This is a genomic window from Streptomyces sp. NPDC054841, from assembly GCF_053611045.1.
Map to the genome: position 1 here is coordinate 1 of NZ_JBSGZO010000101.1, position 22,153 is coordinate 22,153.

The following is a 22,153-nucleotide window of genomic DNA, read 5'->3' on the forward strand; positions in this document are numbered from 1 at the left end:
GCGCTCAGCCGCGACCGCGACCGTGCCGTCGGCCGGTGTCCGCCTGATCGCGTTGACCAGCAGATTGGCCAGTACGCGGGTCATCTCCTTGCCGTCCACCTCGACCGGTACGGGCTCCACCCGGTCCCCCACGAGCCGCACCCCGTGCTCGCGGGCGAGCGGGTCGGCGCCCGCGAGGGCCTCGCCGACCAGGTCGTACACGGACATCCGGGTGGGGCTGAGGGCGAGCGCGCCGGCGTGGATGCGGGAGAGCTCGAAGAGGTCGCCGACCATGCTGTTGAGCCGCTCGACCTCGGTGCGGATCTGCTTGAAGTACCGCTCGGGGTCCTGGACGACGCCGTCCTCCAGCGCTTCGGACATCGCGCGCAGCCCGGCGAGAGGGGTGCGCAGATCGTGCGAGATCCAGGCGACGAGCTCCCGGCGGGAGGTCTCCAGCGCGCGTTCCCGATCCCGGGACACGGCGAGTTTGGCGCTGGTGGCTTCGAGCTCCCTGCTCAGCTCGGCGAGCTCGGCCGTGGCGGCGAGTCCGGGGGCCGCGAAGCTGCCGTCGTCGCCGAACGTACGGGCCGCGAGGGCGAGTTCCCGGCTGCGGGCGACGACCCAGCGGCCGAGCAGCAGCGCGGTGGCGAGCGACACGACGGCGGCCATGGCGACGACCGTGGTGACGACGGTCAGGTCGTGCGGGGACAGGAACATCGCCTGGGCGACCGCGAGGGTTCCGGCGAGCATCGCGACGACCGTGACCGCGGCGACGACGGTCAGCGACACGGCGACCGAGCGGTGCCGCAGCATCCGCAGGACGAGCGCTCCGAGCAGCCCGGCCACGGCCGCACCCAGAAACGCGAACAGGGCGATGAGGAGGAAGTCGCGCATGCCGGTCATCTTTTCTCGGAGGGCTGTCCGGAGGGCTGTCCGGAGGGCTGATCGGCGGACTGATCGGCGGGCAGCGGCACATCGAAGCGGTAGCCGACACCCCAGACCGTCTGGATCAGCCGCGGCCGGGCCGGATCGTCCTCGATCTTGCCGCGCAGCCGGCGCACATGGACCGTGACGGTCGACAGATCACCGAACTCCCAGCCCCACACCTCGTGCATCAGCTGTTCGCGCCCGATCGCCTCCCCCCGGTGGCGCATCAGATGGGCGAGGAGGTCGAACTCCCTGAGGGTGAGGGACAGTTCGCCGCCGTCCTTGGTGGCGCGGCGTGCCGTCGGGTCGACGGTGATCCCGGCGCAGCTGAGCACCGGGCCGCCGGGCCGGCCGGCGGCTGCGGCCCGGCTGCGGCGCAGCACGGACTCGACGCGCAGCACCAGTTCGCGCGGGCTGAACGGCTTGGTGACGTAGTCGTCCGCGCCGATTTCGAGGCCCAGGATCCGGTCGTCCTCGTCCCCGCGCGCGGTCAGCATGATCACCGGCACCGGGCCGTGGCCGCGGAGCCTGCGGCACACTTCCAGGCCGTCCATGCCGGGCAGCATCAGGTCCAGGACCACCAGGTCGGGCCACTGGTCCCCGGCGGCCCGCAGGGCCTGCGGGCCGTCGGCGGCGCGCTGCACCGCGAAGCCCGCCCGCTCCAGATAGCCGGTGACCACTTCGGCGACGGTCGGATCGTCGTCGACGACGAGGATGTTCTGCATGGGCCCAGTGTCGTCCGCGAGGGGCGGTGAGTGCGCCCGGGGGCCCTTACGGATCCGTGACGGCTCATGAATCCATGTCGGCCACGGGACGTCCGACGCGACGGCTCCGGGACACCCGATGCGTGCACGCCCGGTTCGCACGAGCCCGCTTCCCGCACGCCGGCTCCGTACACGCCCGATGCGTACAGGCCCGATGCGTACAGGCCCGATGCGTACACGCGCGCTTCCCGCACGCCGGCTCCGTACACGCCCGATGCGTACAGGCCCGATGCGTACACGCGCGCTTCCCGCACGCCGGCTCCGTACACGCCCGATGCGTACAGGCCCGATGCGTGCACGCGCGCTTCCCGCTCGCCGGCTTCGTACACGTCCGATTCGTACAAGACGCCGGCCGGCCCCCGTTCCTACGTTGGGCCCATGACTCCACGACTCGATGCCATCGGCCTGGTCGTCGCCGACATGGCCGCTTCTCTCGCCTTCTACCGCCGCCTCGGCCTGGACATCCCGGAGGGGGCGGGCTCCGAGCCGCATGTCGAGGCGACGCTGCCCGGCGGGCTGCGCGTGCTCTGGGACACCGAGGAGACCATCAGGTCCTTCGATCCCGGCCGGCCCCGGCCCGAGGGCGGTGACCGCGTCGGTCTCGCCTTCCTCTGCGACAGCCCCGCCGAGGTGGACAGGCTGTACGAAGACCTCGTCGCCGCAGGACACCGCGGCCACCTCAAGCCCTGGGACGCGTTCTGGGGGCAGCGCTATGCGATCGTGCTCGACCCGGACGGCTGCGGGGTCTCGCTGTTCGCGGACGCGGATCCGGCGGCCAGCTCGGCGTAGCGGCCGAGGGTGAGCCCGGCGAGGTCCCGCATCTCCCGCGCGAGGTGCGCCTGGTCGGCGCAGCCGACGGCGAGTGCAGTCCTGGCGTACGGCACCCCGGCCCGTACCAGTTTCAGGGCTCGCTGCAGCCGCAGTACGCGGGCGAGGGTCTTCGGGCCGTACCCGAACGCGTCAAGGGATCTGCGGTGCAGCTGGCGCGCGCCGAGCCCCACGGCACCGGCGGTCGCGGCGACGCTCAGCCCGGCGCCCAGGCCTTCCGCGACGGCCCGCAGCAGCGGGTCGGGCGGCGGTCTGTCCGCCGCGTGCCGCAGCGCCACGGCCTCCAGCCCGGTCACCGGGTCCGGTGCGTCCCCGATGCGCGCCGCGAGCCTGCGCACGCGCTCCGCGGGCCAGAGGTCCGTGAGCTCCACGCGGCGGTCCAGCAGTTCGTGCGCGGGCACACCGAAGAAGGCGGGTGCGGCGCCGGGTGCGAACCGTACTCCCGCGTAGCGGGCGCCGGCGCCGCCGGGCGGCTGTGCGTGCGTGTCGGGACCGGCGACGAGCAGCCGTCCCCCGGTCCACAGCAGGTCCATGCATCCGTCGGGCAGCACGGGAAGGACCGGGCCGGTGCCGGGCTCACTGCGCCAGACGACGGCCCCGTCGAGCAACGAGGCCCGTTCCTCGTACATGGTGCCGAGGCTAGGGGTGTCCGGGCGATCGGGCCAGGCCCGCCCGGCCATCCATCACCCGCGTGAGCAACCCCGCGGGTCAATACACCTAGGCCTTCTGCTGACCGTTGTCGCGATGGTCCCGCGAGCCCTGGAAGCGGGACTTCACATCGTCCGGCGGCAGGAACTTCGACCAGCGCTCGGGGAACTCCGACGGCATGTCCCCGCCGCCCTCCTCCGCGTCCTCGCTCTCCCCCTCCGCGTCCTCGCTCTCCCCCTCCGCGGCCCGGGCCCGCGCCACCAGCTCGGCGGCGTGGGCGGCCCGGACGCGCTGGTTCGCGGCGCGGGCGGCGGCGGTGGCGACCGACGGCCAGACACGGTCGATGGCGGCGTTGACCGCGGCGCCGACGAGGACCGCGAAGGCGGAGATGCCGATCCAGAGGAGGACGGCGATGGGCGCGGCGAGCGAGCCGTAGATCGTGGGGCCCTCGACGGTGCTGGTCAGGTAGATCCGGAGCAGGAAGCTGCCGAGCACCCACATGCCGAGGGCGACGAGCGCGCCCGGGATGTCCTCGGCCCACGGCGAACGGACCGGCACGGACACGTGGTACAGCGTGGTGAGGAAGGCGATGGACAGCAGGATGACCACCGGCCAGTACAGGACGCTGACGACTTCCGTGCCGAAGGGGACGAGTTCGACGACCCGGTCCGGGCCGACCACCGCGAGCGGCAGGACGACGGCGCCGATCAGCAGCGCGACGAGGTAGAGCAGGAACGCGAGCAGCCGGGTGGCGACGATGCCCCGCTGCCCGTCGAGCCCGTACATCACGGTGATGGTGTCGATGAAGACGTTCACGGCCCGCGATCCGGACCACAGGGCGATCGCGAAGCCGAGCGAGACGACGTCGGGCCGGCCGCCGCGGGTGACGTCCTCCAGCAGGGGCTTGGCGATCTCGTTGACGCCGCGGTCGGACAGGACGGTCCCGGCCGCGCCGAGGATGTTCTCCTGGATGGAGGCGACGGTGGTGGTGCTGGTCCAGGTGTCGACGTAGCCGAGCAGGCCGAGCACGCCCAGCATCAACGGCGGCAGGGACAGAAGAGTGAAGAAAGCGGCCTCGGCGGCGAGTCCGAGGATGCGGTACTCGATGCACGAATTGACGGTGTCCTTGAGCAGCAGCCAGGCCAGCTTCCGCTTCGAGACGTTGCGGTAGAGGACTCGGGCCCGGTGGAGCCGGCCGGAGGGGGGCCGCTCAGGTGTTTCATCTGCTGCCTGCACCTCCTTACCGTATCGGCATGGCAACCAGCACCCACACAGTGACCAACCAGGCTCCGCCCCTGGTGGGGTACGACGTTTTCGCCTCGGACCGTGTGCTGTCCGAGGCGGTGGAGCGGCACGTCGAGCCCGGGCTCCTCAAGGCGGCACGCGAGGAGCTCACCGAGCTCGGCCGGAGCGCGGGCTCGGCCCAGGTTCTGGAATGGGGGGTGCAGGCCAATGAGAACCCGCCCGTTCTCCGCACGCACGACCGTTACGGCAACCGCATCGACGAGGTGCAGTTCCATCCGGCCTGGCACCGGCTGCTGGGCAAGGCGGTCTCCGCGGGGCTGACGAACGCCTGGGGCCGGCCCGGCGGGCATGTGCGGCGCGCCGCGGGATTCCTGGTGTGGACCCAGGCCGAGGCCGGACAGGGCTGTCCGGTGTCGATGACGCACGCCGCGGTGCCCGCGTTGCGTACCGATCCGCAGCTCGCGGCCGAGTGGGAGCCGCGGCTCACGTCGCAGGTGTACGAGGTGGGACTGCGGCCCGCGGCGGACAAGGCCGGTTCGCTGTTCGGGATGGGCATGACGGAGAAGCAGGGCGGCAGTGACGTGCGGGCGAACACGACCCGCGCGGAGCCGCTGGCCGCGGACGGCGAATACCTGCTGACGGGGCACAAGTGGTTCTGCTCCGCGCCGATGAGCGACGGTTTCCTGGTGCTCGGGCAGGCCTCGGGCACCACGGGACAGGGCGGTCTGACGTGCTTCCTCGTGCCTCGGGTGCTGCCGGACGGCACGCGCAACGTCTTCGCGATCCAGCGGCTGAAGGACAAGCTGGGCAACAGGTCGAACGCGTCGAGCGAGGTCGAGTTCGACGGGACGTGGGCGCGCCGGGTCGGTGAGGAGGGGCGCGGGGTGCGCACCATCATCGAGATGGTGGCGGCGACCCGGCTCGACTGTGTGATCGGCTCGGCGGCGCTGATGCGGCAGGCGGTGGCGCAGGCGGTGCACCATGCCGCGCACCGCAGCGCGTTCGGCGGTCTGCTCATCGACAAGCCGCTGATGCGGAACGTCCTGGCCGATCTGGCGCTGGAGTCGGAGGCGGCGACGACGCTGGGGCTGCGGCTGGCCGCGGCGTACGACTCGGACTCCGAGGCGGACCGGGCACTGCTGCGGATCGCGGTGCCGGCCGCCAAGTACTGGGTGACCAAGCGGTGCACGCCGGTGGCGGCCGAGGCGCTGGAGTGTCTGGGCGGCAACGGCTACGTCGAGGAGTCCGGGATGCCCCGGCTGCTGCGCGAGTCGCCGCTGAACTCGATCTGGGAGGGGTCGGGCAATGTGCAGGCGCTGGATGTACTGCGGGCGCTCCAGCGGGAGCCGCACGCCCTGGACGCCTTCCTGCGGGAGATCGGGCAGACCCGTGGCGCGGACCACCGGCTGGACGGGGCGGTCAAGGGGCTGCTGACGGAGCTGGCCGACCTGGAGTCCGTGGAGGTACGGGCGCGGCGGCTGGTCGAGCGGATGGCGCTGGTGCTCCAGGGCTCGCTGCTGGTGCGCTGGGCGCCGCCGGAGGTGGCGGACGCGTTCTGCGCCTCGCGGCTGGGCGGGGACTGGGGCGCGGCGTTCGGGACGCTGCCGCACGGGCTCGATCTGGGGGCGGTCGTGGAGAGGGCGCGCATCGAGGTGTGAGCGGCGCGAGCCGACCGGTCGGGGGGCGGGCGGGCGGCTCGTGAGCCGCCCGCCGCAACCATGCGCCCCGTGCCCGCGCCGTTGCGGCGACCTGCGACAACGGCGGAGGGTGGTGCTGCGCCGACACGGCACCACCCTCCACTCATGTCACCTTCATGCAATGGACTGTCGTTGGCCAGAGTTGCAGACCGTTGCAGGAGATGTGCGAACACGACTTCCGGGCGGATGTGTGCGCGGCACGATGGAATCGGACGGTTCGCGATGTGCCGCTCACCGAGCAGAACCGATACGGCACGACTTACCGCATTCAACGCCGCCGACGGCGGGGGGACCCGATGAAGAACGACGCACTCGACATGGCACGGCTCGCGACCATGGACGGCACGCGTGCGACGCGCCTGCTTCATCAGGTCCACGCCGCGACGATGGCGGGCCGGCGCCCGCCGATCGCACCCCGCCCGGTCATCGACGCGTCCTGGCGGCGGATGCTGCGGCTGGGCGTCGACCCCGACCGGTCCACGAGCAGTGTGCTGCTGGAGCGTGACGAGCTGGAGCACCGGCGGCGTGCGACCGTGCTCGGCGAGGTGATGCGCACCCTCAGTGGCGGGCTGACCGAGATCGCCGACGCGTCGCTGCAGATCATGGTGGTGACGGACGCTCAGGGCCGGGTGCTGTGGCGGGAGGGCAACGCGGGGGTGATCCGGAAGGCCAACACCATCTGTCTGGAGGAGGGCGCGGCCTGGAGCGAGGACACCACCGGCACCAACGCCATCGGCACCGCTCTCGCGGCGCGCCGGCCGGTGCAGGTCCACTCGGCCGAGCATTTCGTGCACACCCTGCACAACTGGACGTGCGCTGCGGCGCCGGTGCACGACCCCCGCGACGGGCAGCTGCTCGGCATCGTCGATGTCAGCGGCCCCGCGTCGAGCTTCCACCCGGCGACGCTCGCCCTCGTCAACTCGGTGGCGCGGCTCGCCGAGGCGGATCTGCGCGACCGGCATCTGCGGATGGTCGAGCGGCTGCGCTCGGTGGCGGCGCCGATCCTGTGCCGGCTGGACGGCCGGGCGCTGGCGGTGGACGTGCACGGCTGGACGGCGGCGGTGACGGGCATGACGCCGGTGGACCGGCTGCCGCTGCCCAAGTCCTTCCGGGCGGGACGGGTCTGGCTGCCGTCGCTGGGCATGTGCACGGTGGAGCCGCTGCCGGGCGGCTGGCTGGTACGCCCCGACGAGTCCAGAGCGGCGGATTCGGCGGGCCGCGTCGTCCTCGACCTGAGCCGCGCCCGCCGCTGGACGGTCGCCGTCTCGGGACCCGCGGGCAGCTGGACCCAGGAGCTCAGCCCGCGCCACGCCGAGCTGCTGTACGTGCTGTCGAAGCACCCCGAGGGGCGTACGGCGGCGGAGCTGGCTGCGGACGTGTTCGGCGACCCGACCCGTACGGTCACGGTACGCGCCGAGATGTCGCGCGTACGGCGTTATCTCTCGGGTGTGCTGGCGCACCGTCCGTACCGCTTCAGCGAGGAGGTCGAGGTGGATGTCGTCCGTCCCGACCACCCGGCGGACCTCCTGCCCCACTCGTCGGCCCCGGCGATCACGGACGAGCGGCCCGGCTTCTAGGTCCTGGCCGCCGGGCCCTCACCCCCTGGGGCTGCGGGGAGTGAAAGGGGGCGTCCTCGGTCTCCCCCCGGTCCCCCGGCTTTTTGGAGCGGGGGCGCGGGCATGGTTCCCTGGCGCCCATGAGCATCACTGTGACCACGTGGTCCCTGGAGCAGACCTCGTCCGCCGATCTGCGCCCGGCCGCCGAGCCCGCGGGAGACGTGCGGATCGTACGGGCCGAGGTGCCGTCGCCCGAGTTCAGCCGTTTCCTCTACACGGCGGTCGGCGGCGACATCAGCTGGACCGACCGGCTCGGTCTGACGTACGCGCAGTGGCAGGCGGCCGTGAGCAGGCCGGGCGTGGAGACCTGGGTGGCGTACGAGAAGGGAACGCCCGCCGGGTACGTCGAGCTGGAGGCGCAGGACGAGGGCGTCGTCGAGATCGTCTACTTCGGGCTGATCCCGGCGTTCCGGGGGCGGCGGATCGGTGGCCATCTGCTGTCGTACGGCACCGCCCGCGCCTGGGATCTGGCGGACCGCTGGCCGGGCCGGGCCCCGACGAAGCGGGTCTGGCTGCACACCTGCTCCAAGGACGGGCCGCACGCGATGGACAACTATCTGCGACGCGGCTTCACGCTGTTCGACACCAAGGCCGAGGAGGAGCCGGAGGCCCGGAACCCGGGCCCCTGGCCCGGCGCCGGCGTCTGATTCCCGGCCTTCTTCCACGTGATTCCCGGCCTTCTTCCACGATCTGCGTGATCGACGACACACTGTCTCGCACAGCGGGACAGTGTTGTCCACATTTTGGATAGCGGTGGACTGGGTCCAAACTCCCGTGACACGCTTCCGTCATGTCTCGAGCTGGAATTGCCTTGGTGAGTCGGCGGCACGTCGACCTCGGCCGCATGTCCAGCGCCATGTGTCCGGTGCGCTGAGAGCACAGCACCACCGCGATCCCGAGATATCCCCCGTCTACTGCGCACCGCCGCGCCACTCCCCTTACAGGAGCGCGCGTGCGCAGGTCAGAGCCGCCCTCCTGCAGTTTCGAAGGACATATCGCCATGGCCGCTTCCCCCGAAACGCCTGCCACCGCCGCGCCCCGCCGCAAGGCCGGACGCCACCGCGGCGAGGGCCAGTGGGCCGTTGGTCACATGACACCGCTCAACGCCAACGAGCAGACCAAGAGGGACGACGACGGTCTCAATGTGCGGACACGCATTGAGACGATCTATGCCCATCGCGGCTTCGACTCGATCGACGGCGCGGACCTGCGCGGCCGGATGCGCTGGTGGGGTCTGTACACCCAGCGCAAGCCCGGGATCGACGGCGGCAAGACCGCCATCCTGGAGCCGGAGGAGCTGGACGACAAGTACTTCATGCTGCGCGTCCGGATCGACGGCGGGCGGCTGACCACCGAGCAGCTGCGGGTCATCGGCGAGATCTCCCAGGAGTTCGCGCGCGGCACGGCCGACATCACCGACCGGCAGAACGTGCAGTACCACTGGATCCGTATCGAGGACGTTCCCGAGATCTGGAACCGGCTGGAGGCCGTCGGCCTGTCGACGACCGAGGCCTGCGGTGACACGCCCCGTGTCATCCTCGGCTCGCCCGTCGCGGGCATCGCCGAGGACGAGATCATCGACGGCACCTCCGCCATCGACGAGATCCACCGCCGCATCGTGGGCAACAAGGACTTCTCCAACCTCCCCCGCAAGTTCAAGTCGGCTATCTCCGGCTCCCCGCTGCTGGACGTGGCGCACGAGATCAACGACATCGCCTTCGTCGGGGTGAACCACCCCGAGCACGGCCCCGGCTTCGACCTCTGGGTCGGCGGCGGCCTCTCCACCAACCCCAAGATCGGTGTCCGGCTGGGTGCCTGGGTGCCGCTGGACGAGGTCCCGGACGTCTACGAGGGCGTCATCTCGATCTTCCGTGACTACGGCTACCGCCGGCTGCGCACCCGTGCCCGGCTGAAGTTCCTCGTCGCGGACTGGGGCGCCGAGAAGTTCCGCCAGGTGCTGGAGGACGAGTACCTGAAGCGGAAGCTCGTCGACGGCCCGGCGCCCGAGCAGCCCGTGCAGCAGTGGCGCGACCACGTCGGTGTGCACAGGCAGAAGGACGGCCGCTTCTACGTCGGCTTCGCGCCGCGCGTCGGCCGTGTCGACGGTGCCACGCTCACCAAGATCGCCGAGGTGGCGGAGGCGCACGGCTCCGGCCGGCTGCGTACCACCGCCGAGCAGAAGATGCTCGTCCTCGACGTCGAGGAGCCGCAGGTCGAGTCGCTGGTCGCCGCTCTGGAGTCGCTGGACCTGCGGGTCAGCCCGTCCCCGTTCCGGCGCGGCACCATGGCCTGCACCGGTATCGAGTTCTGCAAGCTGGCCATCGTCGACACCAAGGACCGTGGTGCCTCGCTGATCGACGAACTCGAGCGCCGCATCCCCGAGTTCGACCAGCCGATCACGATCAACATCAACGGCTGCCCGAACGCCTGCGCCCGTATCCAGGTGGCGGACATCGGTCTCAAGGGTCAGCTGGTCCTCGACGACGACGGCAATCAGGTCGAGGGCTTCCAGGTGCACCTGGGCGGCGCGCTCGGTCTGGAGGCCGGCTTCGGCCGCAAGGTCCGCGGCCTGAAGGTCACCTCCGCCGAGCTGCCCGACTACGTCGAGCGCGTCCTCAAGCGCTTCCAGGCGGAGCGCGAGGACGGCGAGCGCTTCGCCACGTGGGCGGCGCGTGCGCCCGAGGAGGCACTGTCGTGAGCGCTGAAGGCACCTCCCATGCCCGTAGGGCTGTGAGGGAGAGCGAAACGAGGGATGCGGCATGAGCGAGCGAGCCGCCCCCTTCTACTGCCCGTACTGCGGCGACGAGGACCTGCGTCCGAGCGAGCAGGGCCACGGTGCCTGGGAATGCGCGGCATGCAATCGGGCCTTCCAGCTGAAGTTCCTCGGGCTGCTCGCCCGTGGGGTTCGGCGCAATGACGGTGGAGGGGACGAGATATGAAGGCGGTTCGGACCGGACGGACCACGGACGAGCTGAAGTCGCTCGCCGAGCAGGCGGGCCGGGACCTCGAAGAGGCCTCCGCCCAGGACATCCTGGCGTGGGCGGCCGAGACCTTCGGCCCGCGCTTCTGCGTCACCTCCTCCATGGAGGACGCGGTCGTCGCCCACCTCGCCTCGCGGGCCTTCCCGGGCGTGGACGTCGTCTTCCTCGACACCGGCTACCACTTCCCGGAGACCATCGGGACCCGGGACGCGGTGGCGGCCGTGATGGACGTCAACGTCATCACGCTCACCCCGCGGCAGACCGTGGCCGAGCAGGACGCCGAGTACGGTCCGAAGCTGCACGACCGCGACCCGGACCTGTGCTGCGCGCTGCGCAAGGTCAAGCCGCTGGAGGAGGGCCTGACCGGGTACGACGCCTGGGCGACGGGACTGCGCCGCGACGACTCCCCGACCCGGGCGAACACCCCGGTCGTCGGCTGGGACGAGAAGCGGCAGAAGGTCAAGATCTCGCCGATCGCCCGCTGGACGCAGGACGACGTGGACGCGTACGTCGCCGAGCACGGTGTCCTCACCAACCCCCTGCTGATGGACGGTTACACCTCCGTCGGCTGCGCGCCGTGCACCCGCAGGGTGCTGGAGGGCGAGGACGCCCGGGCCGGCCGCTGGGCGGGCCGCGGCAAGACCGAGTGCGGGCTGCACGGCTGATGACGACGACGACCGCCACCACGACGACGACGAAGACCGACCAGGACCACCGGGAGAAGCACGTGACTGGGGCCACCATCTGGCTCACCGGGCTGCCGAGCGCGGGCAAGACCACGATCGCGTACGAGCTGGCGGGCCGGCTGCGCGACGAGGGCCACCGTGTCGAGGTGCTCGACGGCGACGAGATCCGCGAGTTCCTCTCCGCGGGCCTCGGCTTCAGCCGCGAGGACCGGCACACCAACGTGCAGCGGATCGGCTTCGTCGCCGAGATGCTGGCCTCGAACGGGGTGAAGGTCCTGGTCCCGGTCATCGCTCCGTACGAGGACAGCCGCGAGGCCGTCCGGGGGCGCCACGGCGCCGAGGGCACGCCGTACGTCGAGGTGCACGTCGCGACTCCGGTCGAGGTGTGCTCCGTACGCGATGTGAAGGGTCTGTACGCCAAGCAGGCGGCCGGCGAGATCAGCGGGCTGACCGGGGTCGACGACCCGTACGAGGAGCCGGAGTCCCCGGACCTGCGGATCGAGTCGCACACCCAGACCGTGCAGGAGTCCGCCGCAGCACTCCACTCGCTGCTCATTGAGAGGGGCCTCCTGTGAGCGACGGCCGTGACATCAGCCGCTACCGCGGCGGGGCGACCGCCGGGCTGCAGACGACAACGAATGCCGCACCTCTGCGCCGCGCGGGCGGAGATGGGGGTGCCTCCCAGGCGGCAGCTCTGGGGGAGAACGAAAGGGGCGCAGCATGACGACAAGCATCAACGTCGTGAGCGAGAGCACCGACAACCCGTACGCCCTGAGCCACCTGGACGCGCTGGAGTCCGAGGCGGTGCACATCTTCCGTGAGGTGGCGGGCGAGTTCGAGCGGCCGGTGATCCTGTTCTCCGGCGGCAAGGACTCCATCGTCATGCTGCATCTCGCGCTGAAGGCGTTCGCCCCGGCCGCGATCCCGTTCTCGCTGCTGCACGTGGACACCGGACACAACTTCCCCGAGGTCCTCGAGTACCGGGACCGCACGGTGGAGAAGCACAACCTGCGGCTGCACGTCGCCTCGGTGCAGGACTACATCGACCGCGGTGTCCTCAAGGAGCGTGCGGACGGCGTACGCAACCCGCTGCAGACCCTGCCGCTGACGGAGAAGATCCAGTCGGAGCGGTTCGACGCCGTGTTCGGCGGCGGTCGGCGGGACGAGGAGAAGGCCCGGGCCAAGGAGCGCGTCTTCTCGCTGCGCGACGAGTTCTCCCAGTGGGACCCGCGCCGCCAGCGGCCCGAGCTGTGGAACCTGTACAACGGCCGACACGCGCCCGGCGAGCACGTGCGCGTGTTCCCGCTGTCCAACTGGACCGAGCTGGACGTGTGGCAGTACATCGCCCGGGAGGGCATCGAGCTGCCCGGCATCTACTTCGCGCACGAGCGTGAGGTCTTCGCCCGTAGCGGCATGTGGCTGACCGCGGGCGAGTGGGGCGGCCCGAAGGAAACCGAGACGCCTCAGAAGCGGCTGGTGCGCTACCGCACCGTCGGCGACATGTCCTGCACCGGCGCCGTCGACTCCGGTGCGGTGACCCTGGAGCAGGTCATCGCCGAGATCGCCGCCTCCCGGCTCACCGAGCGCGGCGCCACGCGTGCCGACGACAAGCTCTCCGAGGCCGCGATGGAAGACCGCAAGCGCGAGGGGTACTTCTAGCCATGACCAGCACCACCGAACCCACCGAGACACTGTCCGTCGAGCAGCTGTCGGCGACGACCCTGCTGCGGTTCGCCACCGCCGGGTCGGTCGACGACGGCAAGTCCACCCTCGTCGGGCGGCTGCTGCACGACTCCAAGTCGGTCCTCGCCGACCAGCTCGAGGCCGTGGAGCACGCCTCCCGCAGCCGCGGCCAGGACGCCCCCGACCTGGCCCTCCTCACCGACGGCCTGCGCGCCGAGCGTGAGCAGGGCATCACCATCGACGTCGCGTACCGCTACTTCGCCACGCCCCGGCGCCGGTTCATCCTCGCCGACACCCCCGGGCATGTGCAGTACACGCGCAACATGGTGACGGGTGCCTCCACCGCCGAGCTGACGGTCGTCCTCGTGGACGCCCGCAACGGCGTCGTCGAGCAGACCCGCCGCCATGCCGCGATCGCCGCGCTGCTGCGCGTCCCGCACGTGGTCCTCGCGGTCAACAAGATGGACCTCGTCGACTACCAGGAGCCCGTCTTCGCCGCGATCGCCGAGGAGTTCACGGCGTACGCGACCGAGCTGGGCGTCCCGGAGGTCACCGCGATCCCGATCTCGGCGCTGGCCGGTGACAACGTCGTGGACGCGTCCGGGAACATGGACTGGTACGGCGGCCCGACCGTGCTGGAGCACCTCGAGACGGTGCCGGTCAGCCACGACCTGAGCCACTGCCACGCCCGTCTGCCCGTGCAGTACGTGATCCGGCCGCAGACCGCCGAGCACCCGGACTACCGGGGGTACGCGGGCCAGATCGCGGCCGGTTCGTTCCGCGTCGGCGAGGAGGTCACCGTGCTGCCGTCGGGCCGCACGTCGCGGATCTCCGGCATCGACCTGCTCGGCGAGCCGGTCGACGTCGCCTGGACCACCCAGTCGGTGACCCTCCTGCTGGAGGACGACGTCGACATCTCGCGCGGCGACCTGATCGTGCCCAGCAATGACGCGCCGGCCACCACGCAGGACGTCGAAGCGACCGTCTGCCACGTCGCCGACCAGGCGCTGGCCGTCGGTCACCGCGTGCTGCTCAAGCACGGCACCCGCACGGTCAAGGCGATCGTCAAGGACATTCCGTCCCGTCTGACGCTCGACGACCTGTCCCTGCACCCGCACCCGGGACAGCTCGTCGCCAATGACATCGGCCGCGTGAAGATCCGCACCGCCGAGCCGCTGCCGGCCGACTCCTACGCCGACTCCCGGCGCACCGGCTCGTTCATCCTGATCGACCCGGCCGACGGCACCACGCTCACCGCGGGCATGGTCGGCGAGTCGTTCGCCTCACCGGAGCCGGTCAAGGACGAGGCCGAGGACGACGGGTGGGACTTCTGATGACCGACATCTACGGGACCTTCGCCAAGGAGGGCGGCCGTGTCGGCAGCGGCGCCCTCGGCGCGGGCACGGGCGGAGTGGCGCGATGTGCGTGATGGCGTACGCGCACTGCCTGCGCGCCCCGTCCCCCCACCCGACGTCCCGGAAGCGACGAAAACCTGCCGACTTCCCGGCCACGGCCTGAAAGGTCGTGACCGCCGGGCCTCCGAGAGGAAACCCTCCCGTGCCTGCATCCCCTTCCAGCCGTACGACCCGCACCACCCTGCGCCGCACCGTCGCCGCTGCCGCCGCCCTCCCGCTGCTCGCCGTGGCGCTCACCGCCTGCGGCTACGGCTCCGAGGCCGAGGACGACAAGAAGACCGAGGTGGCGGCCAAGGGCGAGAAGCTCTCCGCGGACACCGTCCGGATCGGCTACTTCCCGAACCTCACCCACGCCACGGCCCTCGTCGGCATCCAGGAAGGCCTGATCCAGAAGGAGCTCGGCGGCACCCAGATCAAGCCGCAGACCTTCAACGCCGGCCCGTCCGAGATCGAGGCCCTGGGCGGCGGATCGCTCGACATCGGCTTCATCGGCCCCTCGCCGTCCATCAACGCCTACGTGAAGTCCAAGGGCAAGAACCTGCGGATCGTCTCCGGCTCCGCCTCCGGCGGTGTGAAGCTCGTCGTCAACCCGGACAAGATCAAGACCCTGGACGACATCAAGGGCAAGAAGATCGCCACTCCGCAGAAGGGGAACACGCAGGACGTCGCGTTCCTCAACTGGATCGCGGAGAAGGGCTGGAAGGTCGACTCCGAGAGCGGCAAGGGTGACGTCTCCGTCGTCCGTACGGACAACAAGGTGACCCCGGACGCCTACAAGTCCGGCTCGATCGACGGCGCCTGGGTGCCGGAGCCGACTGCGTCCAAGCTGCTCTCCGAAGGTGCGAAGGTCCTCCTCGACGAGGCCACCCTGTGGCCCGACAAGAAGTTCGTGATCACGAACGTCATCGTTTCGCAGACGTTCCTCAAGGAGCACCCGGACGTCGTCGAAGCCGTACTGCGCGGCACGGTGAAGACGAACGCCTGGATCAACGCCAACCCTGACAAGGCCAAGGCGTCGGCCAACGCGCACCTGAAGGCGGAGACCGGCAAGGAGCTCGCCGCGAAGGTCATCGACCCGGCGTGGCCGAGCATCCGGATCACCGACGACCCGCTGGCCGCCACGCTGAAGACGCAGTCCGGGTGGGCGGTCAAGGCCGGACTGATCAAGGAGCCCGACCTGAACGGCATCTACGACCTGACGCTCCTGAACAAGGTGCTGAAGGCCGAAGGCAAGCCCGAGGTCCCCGACGCCGGTCTCGGCGTCAAGTAGCCCGTATTCCTTGTACGTTCCCAGGAGGTGACGACCATGGCCACCGCGCTTGCCAAGGCTGCCGAGGACACCACCACGGTGTCGCACGCCGCCCGGATCGAGCACGTCTCGAAGTCCTTCTCCGGCCCGGCCGGATCGCAGCTCGTGCTGGACGACATCAGCCTCGATGTCGCGCCCGGCGAGTTCGTCACCATCCTGGGAGCCTCGGGCTGCGGTAAGTCCACGCTGCTCAACCTGGTCGCGGGGCTCGACGCGCCGACCGCCGGGTCCATCGACACGCCCGGCGGGCGGCCCGCCCTGATGTTCCAGGAGCACGCCCTCTTCCCGTGGCTGACCGCGGGCAAGAACATCGAACTGGCCCTGCGGCTGCGCGGGGTCCCCAAGTCCGAGCGCCGCGGCGAGGCCGAGCGGCTGCTGGAGCTGGTCCGGCTCGCCGGTGCGTACGGGAAGCGCGTCCACGAGCTGTCGGGCGGTATGCGCCAGCGCGTGGCACTGGCCCGCGCGCTCGCCCAGGACAGCGAACTGCTGCTGATGGACGAGCCGTTCGCGGCGCTCGACGCCATCACCCGGGACGTCCTGCACGGCGAGCTGACGCGGATCTGGGAAGAGACCAACCTGTCGGTCCTCTTCGTCACGCACAACGTCCGTGAGGCCGTGCGGCTCGCCCAGCGCGTGGTGCTGCTGTCCTCGCGTCCGGGCCGGGTGGCCCGCGAGTGGACGGTCGGCATCCCGCAGCCGCGACGCATCGAGGACTCCGCCGTGGCGGAGCTCTCGATCGAGATCACTGAACAACTGCGTGGGGAGATCCGCCGCCATGGCCAGCACTGACACCGCCCCGAAGCAGGACGACCTCGCCGGTCTCGAGGCCGGCCTGGACGCACTCGACGCGGTCGAGATCCGCCGTACGCCCGTCCGCGAGGTCCTCGTCAAGAAGGTCCTGCCGCCGGTCGTGGCCATCGGTCTCGTGCTGGTCGTCTGGCAGCTCCTCGTCTCCGCGAAGGTCACGTCCGAGGACAAACTGCCGGCCCCGTCCGCGGTGTGGACCGGTGTGACCGACATGTGGCTGCAGGGCACGCTGCTGGAGGTCGTCTGGACCAGCGTTTCGCGTGGTCTGTTCGGCTTCCTGCTGGCCCTGGCCATCGGTACGCCGCTGGGCCTGCTGGTGGCGCGGGTGAAGTTCGTCCGCGCCGCGATCGGCCCGATCCTGTCGGGTCTGCAGTCGCTGCCGTCGGTGGCGTGGGTGCCGCCCGCCGTCATCTGGCTCGGCCTGAACGACTCGATGATGTACGCGGTCATCCTGCTGGGCGCGGTTCCGTCGATCGCCAACGGACTCGTCTCCGGCGTCGACCAGGTCCCTCCGCTGTTCCTGCGGGCCGGGCGCACGATGGGTGCCACCGGTCTGAGGGGCACCTGGCACATCGTCATGCCGGCCGCGCTGCCCGGCTATCTGGCCGGCCTGAAGCAGGGCTGGGCCTTCTCGTGGCGCTCCCTCATGGCCGCCGAGATCATCGCGTCCTCGCCGGACCTCGGACTCGGCCTCGGCCAGCTGCTGGAGAACGCCCGCAACAACATCGACATGGCCGGGGTGTTCCTCGCGATCCTCCTCATCCTGATCGTCGGTATCGCCATCGACCTGCTGATCTTCAGCCCGCTGGAGCGGTGGGTCCTGCGCAGCCGCGGTCTGCTCGTCAGGAACTGAGCGTCTCCCATGTACAACCCGCACAGCCCTGTTCTGCTCGTCATCGCCCACGGCAGCCGCGACCCGCGGCACGCCGCGACCGTGCACGCGCTCGTACGGCGGATACGGTCGCGGAGGCCCGGGCTGCGGGTGTCCACGGCGTTCCTCGACTTCGACGCACCCTCGGTCCCGCAGGTGCTGGAGCGGATGGCGAACGACGGCGTACGGGACGTGGTGGCGCTGCCGCTGCTGCTGACCCGGGCCTTCCACGCCAAGGCCGACATCCCGTCCGTGCTGAACGAGGCACGGGCCAGGCATCCGCGGCTGCGGATCACGCAGGCCGAGGTCCTCGGCCCGTCCCCGCTGCTGCTGGAGGCGGTGGAGCGGCGGCTGTACGAGGCCGGGGCCGGGCTCACGCCGGAGGACAAGCGCTCGACCGGGGTCGTCCTGGCTTCGGCGGGCTCATCCGACCCGGAGGCGATCGCAGTGATCGCTGACATGGCGCGGGAGCTGCGGCACACCGGTTGGTGCGCCGTGCGACCTGCGTTCGCCTCCGCTGTATCTGCCGCGGGCTATTCCCGTACCGAGGACGCGGTACGGGCGCTGCGCACCGAAGGCGTCGCCCGGGTGGCGGTGGCGCCTTACGTCATCGCCCCGGGCCGCCTCCCGGACCGTATCGCCGTGGGCGCCGGCGAGGCGGGCGCGGACGTGCTCGCGGATGTGCTCGGCCCGGCCCCCGAGCTGGCGCGTCTGCTCCTGGAGCGGTACGACGAGGCGCGCGTGGACCGGCTCGTCGCCCTGGCGGGCTGAGCCGCCGCCCGACGAAGCGACGCGGGCCCCGGCGGCTCAGTCGGTGTTCAGCTTGCCCGTGCGGGTGCGCTTGAGCTCGAAGAAGTCGGGGTGGTTCGCGAGTACCCGGAAGCTGTCGAACAGCCGGCCCGCCTCCTCGCCGCGCGGAACGGAGTTGAGGACGGGGCCGAACCAGACGGCGTCGTCGACGTGGATGGTCGGAGTGCCGACGTAGCCGTCCGCCGCAGGGTCCTTGCCCGCGTCGTGGCTGCGGCGCACCGCGTCGTCGTACGCCGTGTCGTGTGCGGCCGCGGCGAGCCCGGCCGGCAGACCGGTCTCCGCCAGCGACTCGGCGATCACGGTGTCGAAGTCGTCGGCCTTCTGCCGGTGGATGCGGGTGCCCATGGCCGTGTACAGCTCGCGCAGGACCTGATCGCCGTGCTGTTCGGCCGCGGCGACCGCGACCCGTACCGGGCCGATGGACCGGTCGACGAGATCCCGGTACCAGTCGGGCAGGTCGTTGCCGATGTTGTGCAGGTAGAGGCTCATGGGGCGGAAGCGCACGTCGATGTCGCGCTGCTGCTCGACCTCCAGGATCCAGCGGGAGGTGATCCAGGCGAAGGGGCATGCGGGGTCGAAGTAGAAGTCGACGGCGGTCCTGCTGTGTTCGGTCGTCATGGTCACGACTCTAGGCAGGGAATGTCCCTTCCCCCAGGGCCAATCGACGCCCGCCCCTCTGGGCCATTCACCGCCCGCGGCGCGGACCGTTCACCACCCGCGGCGCGGTTCAGCGTCCGGGATGCGGGCCGTTCAGCGTCCGGGATGCGGTGGCCGGACCTCCAGGAACCGGTGGCGGGCGCGCCCGCGGTAGAGCAGTGCGTCCCAGCCGAGCCGCTCCAGCACCCGCGCACATGCGGTGAGGGCGCTCTCCTCCTGGCCGACGGCCCCGCTGCCGTGCGGTCCGAGCCATTCGACCGTGACCGCCCCGGGCTCCCCCTCCCCCGCCGCCCCTTCCCGTACGCGGTATCCCGTCGCCACTCGCTGCCCGGATCCGTCCACGGCGGACGGGGTGATCCCCGAGGCCTCGAGGGCGAGCGCGACGGCCCGCACCATCCGGCCCCGCTCCCAGGCGGCCGGTATCGCCTCCGGGTCGGCGGCGTCGGCGTTCGTCAGCCGGCGGATCTGCAGCATCCCCTCGAACGCGACCCGCACCTCGGCCGCGCGCGCCTCGGCCGCCCGTGGCCCGCCGGCCCGCGGCGGCCCGTCCCCGTCGTCGTACATGGAAAGGACGATAGGCCGCGGCACTGACATCGGCCGGGCCGGTCTCCGGGCCGGTCCTGCCGGCCCTCTCCCGGCACGGGTTCGCTCGCCCGTCCGGAGGAAGCCCATCCGGCGGAAGCCCGTACGGAGGAAAAGCAGGCCCCGGCCGGGATCCCACCGGGCCGGGAGGACATGTCGGCTCTGCGGTGACACGACCGTGGCGGTGCCGTGACAGCCACGGCGCCTTCCTCGGACACCCTTACGACCAGGAGGCCGACATGTCGATCTACTACCACAAGCGGATCACGATCATCCCGAAGCTGATGCACCTGAACATCGGCACGCACGGCTGGTCGGTGAGTCTCGGCACCCGCCGCGCCCGCCTCACCCGGGACAGCGGGGGCAACAGCAACGCCTCGGTGCGTCTGCCCGGCGGCTTCAGCTGGCGCCGGAACTTTCCTCGGCACTGAACGGCGTGCCCTGGTGGAAGTAGAGCAGCCAGGCGTCCCCGGTCCGCCGCCACAGTGAACTGCGGTGGGCACGACGGCCGTTGGACTCGGTGACGAACGTCAGATGCACGACGTCGTCTGCGAGCTGGGTGCCCTTCATGTCGGAAGCGGTGATGGGCTTGACGCCCCGGGGCCCTTCCTCGACGAGTGAATCGATGATCGCGTCGCGGTCCCACCGCCGCCCGGACACACCGAACTCGAGGAACTCCGGATGCAGCAACCCGGCGAGCAGCGCAGGAGCGGTCCGGACGGCCGGGTCGAGGAGGCGGAGTTCACCCTCGATGGCGGCGTCGACGGCAGGGGCCCACTCGATCATCACGCGTCTCCTCCGGTCATCTCGGCCAGCTTGACGACTGTGTTCCAGTTGCGGGTCGTGGCGACGATCCCTTTGTACAGGCTCGGTCTGCCGAGCGCTTCGGCGAGCTTGGACCGGCCGAGTCCGCCGGGGGCGTACAGATAGAGCGCGCGATCACCGAACCGGAACTCCTCCGGGAGGAACGCCGTCGCGTCGAGGGACGCGAACCGCCCGGGGTCCACACGCTCCGAGAGGTAGGTGACGTACAGTTGCCTGCCCTCCAGCTCGGCGGCGGGGAAGGGGCATTTCTCGACGACGGCGCCGAGATAGGAACCGCCACGTACGAGGCAGTCGACGGTGAATCCGAAATGCTTCTCGACGGCCCGCTCGATCCCCTTGGCGAGCCTGTCCTCGTCGTCCCCCGTCGCGCTGGTGAAGACGGCGTTGCCGCTCTGCAGATACGTGCGGACGTCGCCGTGGCCCAGTTCCGTCAGCAGTGCGCGGAGGTCCGCCATCGGGACCTTCCGGTGTCCGCCGACATTGATCCCGCGCAGCAGCGCGGCATACGCATTCGTCCTCGCCATGAGCACACCATAAGACGGCCGCCGTGCCCCGTGGGGGAGGGCACGGCGGCTGCCGGTTCACGGTCGGGCGTCGCTGACTACTCGACGACCTTCAGGAGCTTGTTGGGCGTGCCCTCGCTCGGGTTGCTGATCTTGTCGGGCGTGGCGCCGTCCGTCAGGGCCTTGGCGACCTGCTCCGGGGTGGCGTCCTGGTGGGCGGCGAGGTAGACCGCGGCGGCGCCGACGACGTGCGGAGTCGCCATCGACGTACCGGAGATGGTCTTGGTGCCCTCGTCACTGTCGTTCCAGGCGGACGTGATGTCCGAGCCCGGGGCGTAGATGTCCACGACCGAGCCGAAGTTGGAGAAGTCGGACTGCTTGTCGTCCTTGGTCGACGAGGCGACGGTGATGGCCTCCTTGACGCGGGACGGGGAGCCCTGGCCCGCGTCGCTCGACTCGTTGCCCGCGGCGACGCCGAAGGTGACGCCGGAGGCGATGGCCTTCTGGACGGCCTCGTCGAGCGCCGGGTCGGCGCCGCCACCGAGGCTCATGTTGGCGACGGACGGGCCCTGGTGGTTCTTGGTGACCCAGTCGATGCCGGCGACGACCTGCTCGGTGGTGCCGGAGCCGCTGTCGTCGAGAACGCGGACCGCGACGATCTTCGCCTTCTTGGCGACTCCGTGGGAGGCGCCGGCGATGGTGCCCGCCACGTGCGTGCCGTGACCGTTGCCGTCGTCGGCGGAGTCGTCGTTGTCGATGGCGTCGAAGCCGCTGGTGGCGCGGCCCTCGAAGTCCTTGTGGGTGATCCGGACTCCGGTGTCGATGACGTACGCCGTGACGCCCTCGCCGGCGCCGTCGGGGTAGGTGTACTTGCTGTCACCGGCGGTGTCGGCCTGGTCGATGCGGTCCAGGCCCCAGGACGGCGGGTTCTCCTGGGTGGCGTTGATCGTGAACTTCTTGTTCTGGACGACCTTGTCGACGGCCGGGTCGGCGGCGAGACGCTTGGCCTCGGTCTCCGAAAGTCCGCTGGCGGAAAAGCCGTTGATCGCGGACGAGTAGTTGCGCTGGAGCTTGCCGCCGTACTCCTTGGCCAGCTCCTGCTTGTCCGCCTTCTCGTCCAGCAGCACGATGTAGCTTCCGGCGACGGCGCCTTCGGCGTTCGCACCGTAGATCGTGCCCTGGGCGGGAGCGGGCGAGGCTCCGGCGAAGGACGTGCTGAGTACGGTCACTCCGGCAGCGGCGGCCACGGCGGTTATCGCCGCGGTGAGCTTGATCCTGCTCGCGCGCTTGTGAGTTGCCATGAAGAGGAGTCTCCTCGTC

General features: G+C 70.9%; 25 protein-coding genes. 16 read left to right on the forward strand and 9 right to left on the reverse strand.

Annotated elements, in window-relative coordinates; all coding sequences use genetic code 11:
* Together ACWGI8_RS16250 and ACWGI8_RS16255 are read right to left on the reverse strand one after the other, a co-directional pair.
* Positions 1 to 873 (reverse strand): sensor histidine kinase (locus ACWGI8_RS16250; protein ID WP_453661422.1); only part of this gene is annotated, 873 nt, incomplete at its 3' end.
* A 5-nt stretch (positions 874 to 878) separates the two neighbouring features.
* On the reverse strand, positions 879 to 1,631 hold the full coding sequence (locus tag ACWGI8_RS16255; RefSeq protein ID WP_453661424.1) for a response regulator transcription factor: 753 nt from the start codon (positions 1,629 to 1,631) through the stop codon (positions 879 to 881).
* A 417-nt stretch (positions 1,632 to 2,048) separates the two neighbouring features.
* On the opposite strand from ACWGI8_RS16255, the gene ACWGI8_RS16260 reads away from it, so the two are divergent.
* Positions 2,049 to 2,459: a VOC family protein gene (locus tag ACWGI8_RS16260; RefSeq protein ID WP_453661426.1), complete on the forward strand. Its 411-nt coding sequence runs from the start codon at positions 2,049 to 2,051 to the stop codon at positions 2,457 to 2,459.
* On the opposite strand, the gene ACWGI8_RS16265 is transcribed toward ACWGI8_RS16260, so the two are convergent.
* A complete protein-coding gene (locus tag ACWGI8_RS16265; RefSeq protein ID WP_453661428.1) occupies positions 2,381 to 3,127 on the reverse strand; it encodes a helix-turn-helix domain-containing protein in 747 nt (248 codons plus the stop codon). The two genes, ACWGI8_RS16260 and ACWGI8_RS16265, sit on opposite strands and share 79 nt — an antisense overlap.
* A gap of 88 nt (positions 3,128 to 3,215) precedes the next feature.
* Positions 3,216 to 4,382, reverse strand: coding sequence for a YihY/virulence factor BrkB family protein (locus tag ACWGI8_RS16270; protein WP_453661430.1), 1,167 nt, complete (start codon positions 4,380 to 4,382; stop codon positions 3,216 to 3,218).
* Positions 4,383 to 4,399: 17 nt separating this feature from the next.
* On the opposite strand from ACWGI8_RS16270, the gene ACWGI8_RS16275 reads away from it, so the two are divergent.
* From ACWGI8_RS16275 to ACWGI8_RS16340, 14 genes are all read left to right on the forward strand, one after another.
* The gene (locus ACWGI8_RS16275) at positions 4,400 to 6,049 is read left to right on the forward strand and encodes an acyl-CoA dehydrogenase family protein (protein ID WP_453661432.1); all 1,650 of its coding nucleotides are present in this window, start codon (positions 4,400 to 4,402) and stop codon (positions 6,047 to 6,049) included.
* A gap of 335 nt (positions 6,050 to 6,384) precedes the next feature.
* Positions 6,385 to 7,665 carry a GAF domain-containing protein gene (locus ACWGI8_RS16280; protein ID WP_453661434.1) on the forward strand — a complete coding sequence of 427 codons (1,281 nt, stop codon included), beginning with the start codon at positions 6,385 to 6,387 and terminating at the stop codon, positions 7,663 to 7,665.
* Positions 7,666 to 7,784: 119 nt separating this feature from the next.
* Positions 7,785 to 8,351: a GNAT family N-acetyltransferase gene (locus ACWGI8_RS16285; RefSeq protein ID WP_453661436.1), complete on the forward strand. Its 567-nt coding sequence runs from the start codon at positions 7,785 to 7,787 to the stop codon at positions 8,349 to 8,351.
* Positions 8,352 to 8,494: 143 nt separating this feature from the next.
* The gene (locus tag ACWGI8_RS16290) at positions 8,495 to 8,578 is read left to right on the forward strand and encodes a putative leader peptide (protein WP_361290638.1); all 84 of its coding nucleotides are present in this window, start codon (positions 8,495 to 8,497) and stop codon (positions 8,576 to 8,578) included.
* A 126-nt stretch (positions 8,579 to 8,704) separates the two neighbouring features.
* The gene (locus ACWGI8_RS16295; RefSeq protein ID WP_453661438.1) at positions 8,705 to 10,402 is read left to right on the forward strand and encodes a nitrite/sulfite reductase; all 1,698 of its coding nucleotides are present in this window, start codon (positions 8,705 to 8,707) and stop codon (positions 10,400 to 10,402) included.
* A gap of 61 nt (positions 10,403 to 10,463) precedes the next feature.
* Positions 10,464 to 10,643 carry a hypothetical protein gene (locus ACWGI8_RS16300; RefSeq protein WP_453661440.1) on the forward strand — a complete coding sequence of 60 codons (180 nt, stop codon included), beginning with the start codon at positions 10,464 to 10,466 and terminating at the stop codon, positions 10,641 to 10,643.
* A complete protein-coding gene (locus ACWGI8_RS16305; RefSeq protein ID WP_453661442.1) occupies positions 10,640 to 11,350 on the forward strand; it encodes a phosphoadenylyl-sulfate reductase in 711 nt (236 codons plus the stop codon). The genes ACWGI8_RS16300 and ACWGI8_RS16305 overlap by 4 nt, the downstream gene beginning before the upstream one ends.
* Positions 11,350 to 11,946: an adenylyl-sulfate kinase gene (gene cysC, locus ACWGI8_RS16310; protein WP_453661444.1), complete on the forward strand. Its 597-nt coding sequence runs from the start codon at positions 11,350 to 11,352 to the stop codon at positions 11,944 to 11,946. The genes ACWGI8_RS16305 and cysC overlap by 1 nt, the downstream gene beginning before the upstream one ends.
* Positions 11,947 to 12,091: 145 nt before the next feature.
* Positions 12,092 to 13,030, forward strand: coding sequence for a sulfate adenylyltransferase subunit CysD (gene cysD / locus ACWGI8_RS16315; protein ID WP_453661446.1), 939 nt, complete (start codon positions 12,092 to 12,094; stop codon positions 13,028 to 13,030).
* A 2-nt stretch (positions 13,031 to 13,032) separates the two neighbouring features.
* Positions 13,033 to 14,388, forward strand: coding sequence for a sulfate adenylyltransferase subunit 1 (locus tag ACWGI8_RS16320; RefSeq protein ID WP_453661448.1), 1,356 nt, complete (start codon positions 13,033 to 13,035; stop codon positions 14,386 to 14,388).
* Between the two features lie 223 nt (positions 14,389 to 14,611).
* Positions 14,612 to 15,739: an aliphatic sulfonate ABC transporter substrate-binding protein gene (locus ACWGI8_RS16325; RefSeq protein ID WP_453661450.1), complete on the forward strand. Its 1,128-nt coding sequence runs from the start codon at positions 14,612 to 14,614 to the stop codon at positions 15,737 to 15,739.
* 36 nt (positions 15,740 to 15,775) lie between these two features.
* Positions 15,776 to 16,567 carry an ABC transporter ATP-binding protein gene (locus ACWGI8_RS16330; protein WP_453661452.1) on the forward strand — a complete coding sequence of 264 codons (792 nt, stop codon included), beginning with the start codon at positions 15,776 to 15,778 and terminating at the stop codon, positions 16,565 to 16,567.
* Complete coding sequence (locus tag ACWGI8_RS16335) at positions 16,554 to 17,438, forward strand: ABC transporter permease (protein WP_453661454.1); 885 nt, start codon at positions 16,554 to 16,556, stop codon at positions 17,436 to 17,438. Before ACWGI8_RS16330 ends, ACWGI8_RS16335 begins: the two co-directional genes overlap by 14 nt.
* Positions 17,439 to 17,447: 9 nt before the next feature.
* Positions 17,448 to 18,227, forward strand: coding sequence for a sirohydrochlorin chelatase (locus tag ACWGI8_RS16340; RefSeq protein WP_453661456.1), 780 nt, complete (start codon positions 17,448 to 17,450; stop codon positions 18,225 to 18,227).
* 36 nt (positions 18,228 to 18,263) lie between these two features.
* Here ACWGI8_RS16340 and ACWGI8_RS16345 read toward each other — a convergent pair whose 3' ends face one another.
* On the reverse strand, positions 18,264 to 18,884 hold the full coding sequence (locus ACWGI8_RS16345) for a mycothiol-dependent nitroreductase Rv2466c family protein (protein ID WP_453661458.1): 621 nt from the start codon (positions 18,882 to 18,884) through the stop codon (positions 18,264 to 18,266).
* Between the two features lie 132 nt (positions 18,885 to 19,016).
* A complete protein-coding gene (locus ACWGI8_RS16350; RefSeq protein ID WP_453661460.1) occupies positions 19,017 to 19,487 on the reverse strand; it encodes a hypothetical protein in 471 nt (156 codons plus the stop codon).
* Between the two features lie 257 nt (positions 19,488 to 19,744).
* Between ACWGI8_RS16350 and ACWGI8_RS16355 the strand changes: the two genes are divergently transcribed.
* Positions 19,745 to 19,936: a DUF4236 domain-containing protein gene (locus tag ACWGI8_RS16355; RefSeq protein ID WP_453661462.1), complete on the forward strand. Its 192-nt coding sequence runs from the start codon at positions 19,745 to 19,747 to the stop codon at positions 19,934 to 19,936.
* Here ACWGI8_RS16355 and ACWGI8_RS16360 read toward each other — a convergent pair.
* From ACWGI8_RS16360 to ACWGI8_RS16370, 3 genes are all read right to left on the reverse strand, one after another.
* Entirely contained in the window at positions 19,905 to 20,291 is a 387-nt protein-coding gene (locus tag ACWGI8_RS16360; protein ID WP_453661463.1) for a nuclear transport factor 2 family protein, read from the reverse strand. The genes ACWGI8_RS16355 and ACWGI8_RS16360 overlap by 32 nt on opposite strands.
* Positions 20,291 to 20,854, reverse strand: coding sequence for a DUF1697 domain-containing protein (locus ACWGI8_RS16365; RefSeq protein WP_453661465.1), 564 nt, complete (start codon positions 20,852 to 20,854; stop codon positions 20,291 to 20,293). Before ACWGI8_RS16365 ends, ACWGI8_RS16360 begins: the two co-directional genes overlap by 1 nt.
* Positions 20,855 to 20,931: 77 nt before the next feature.
* A complete protein-coding gene (locus ACWGI8_RS16370; protein WP_453661467.1) occupies positions 20,932 to 22,134 on the reverse strand; it encodes a S8 family peptidase in 1,203 nt (400 codons plus the stop codon).
* Between the last annotated feature and the right edge of the window lie 19 nt (positions 22,135 to 22,153).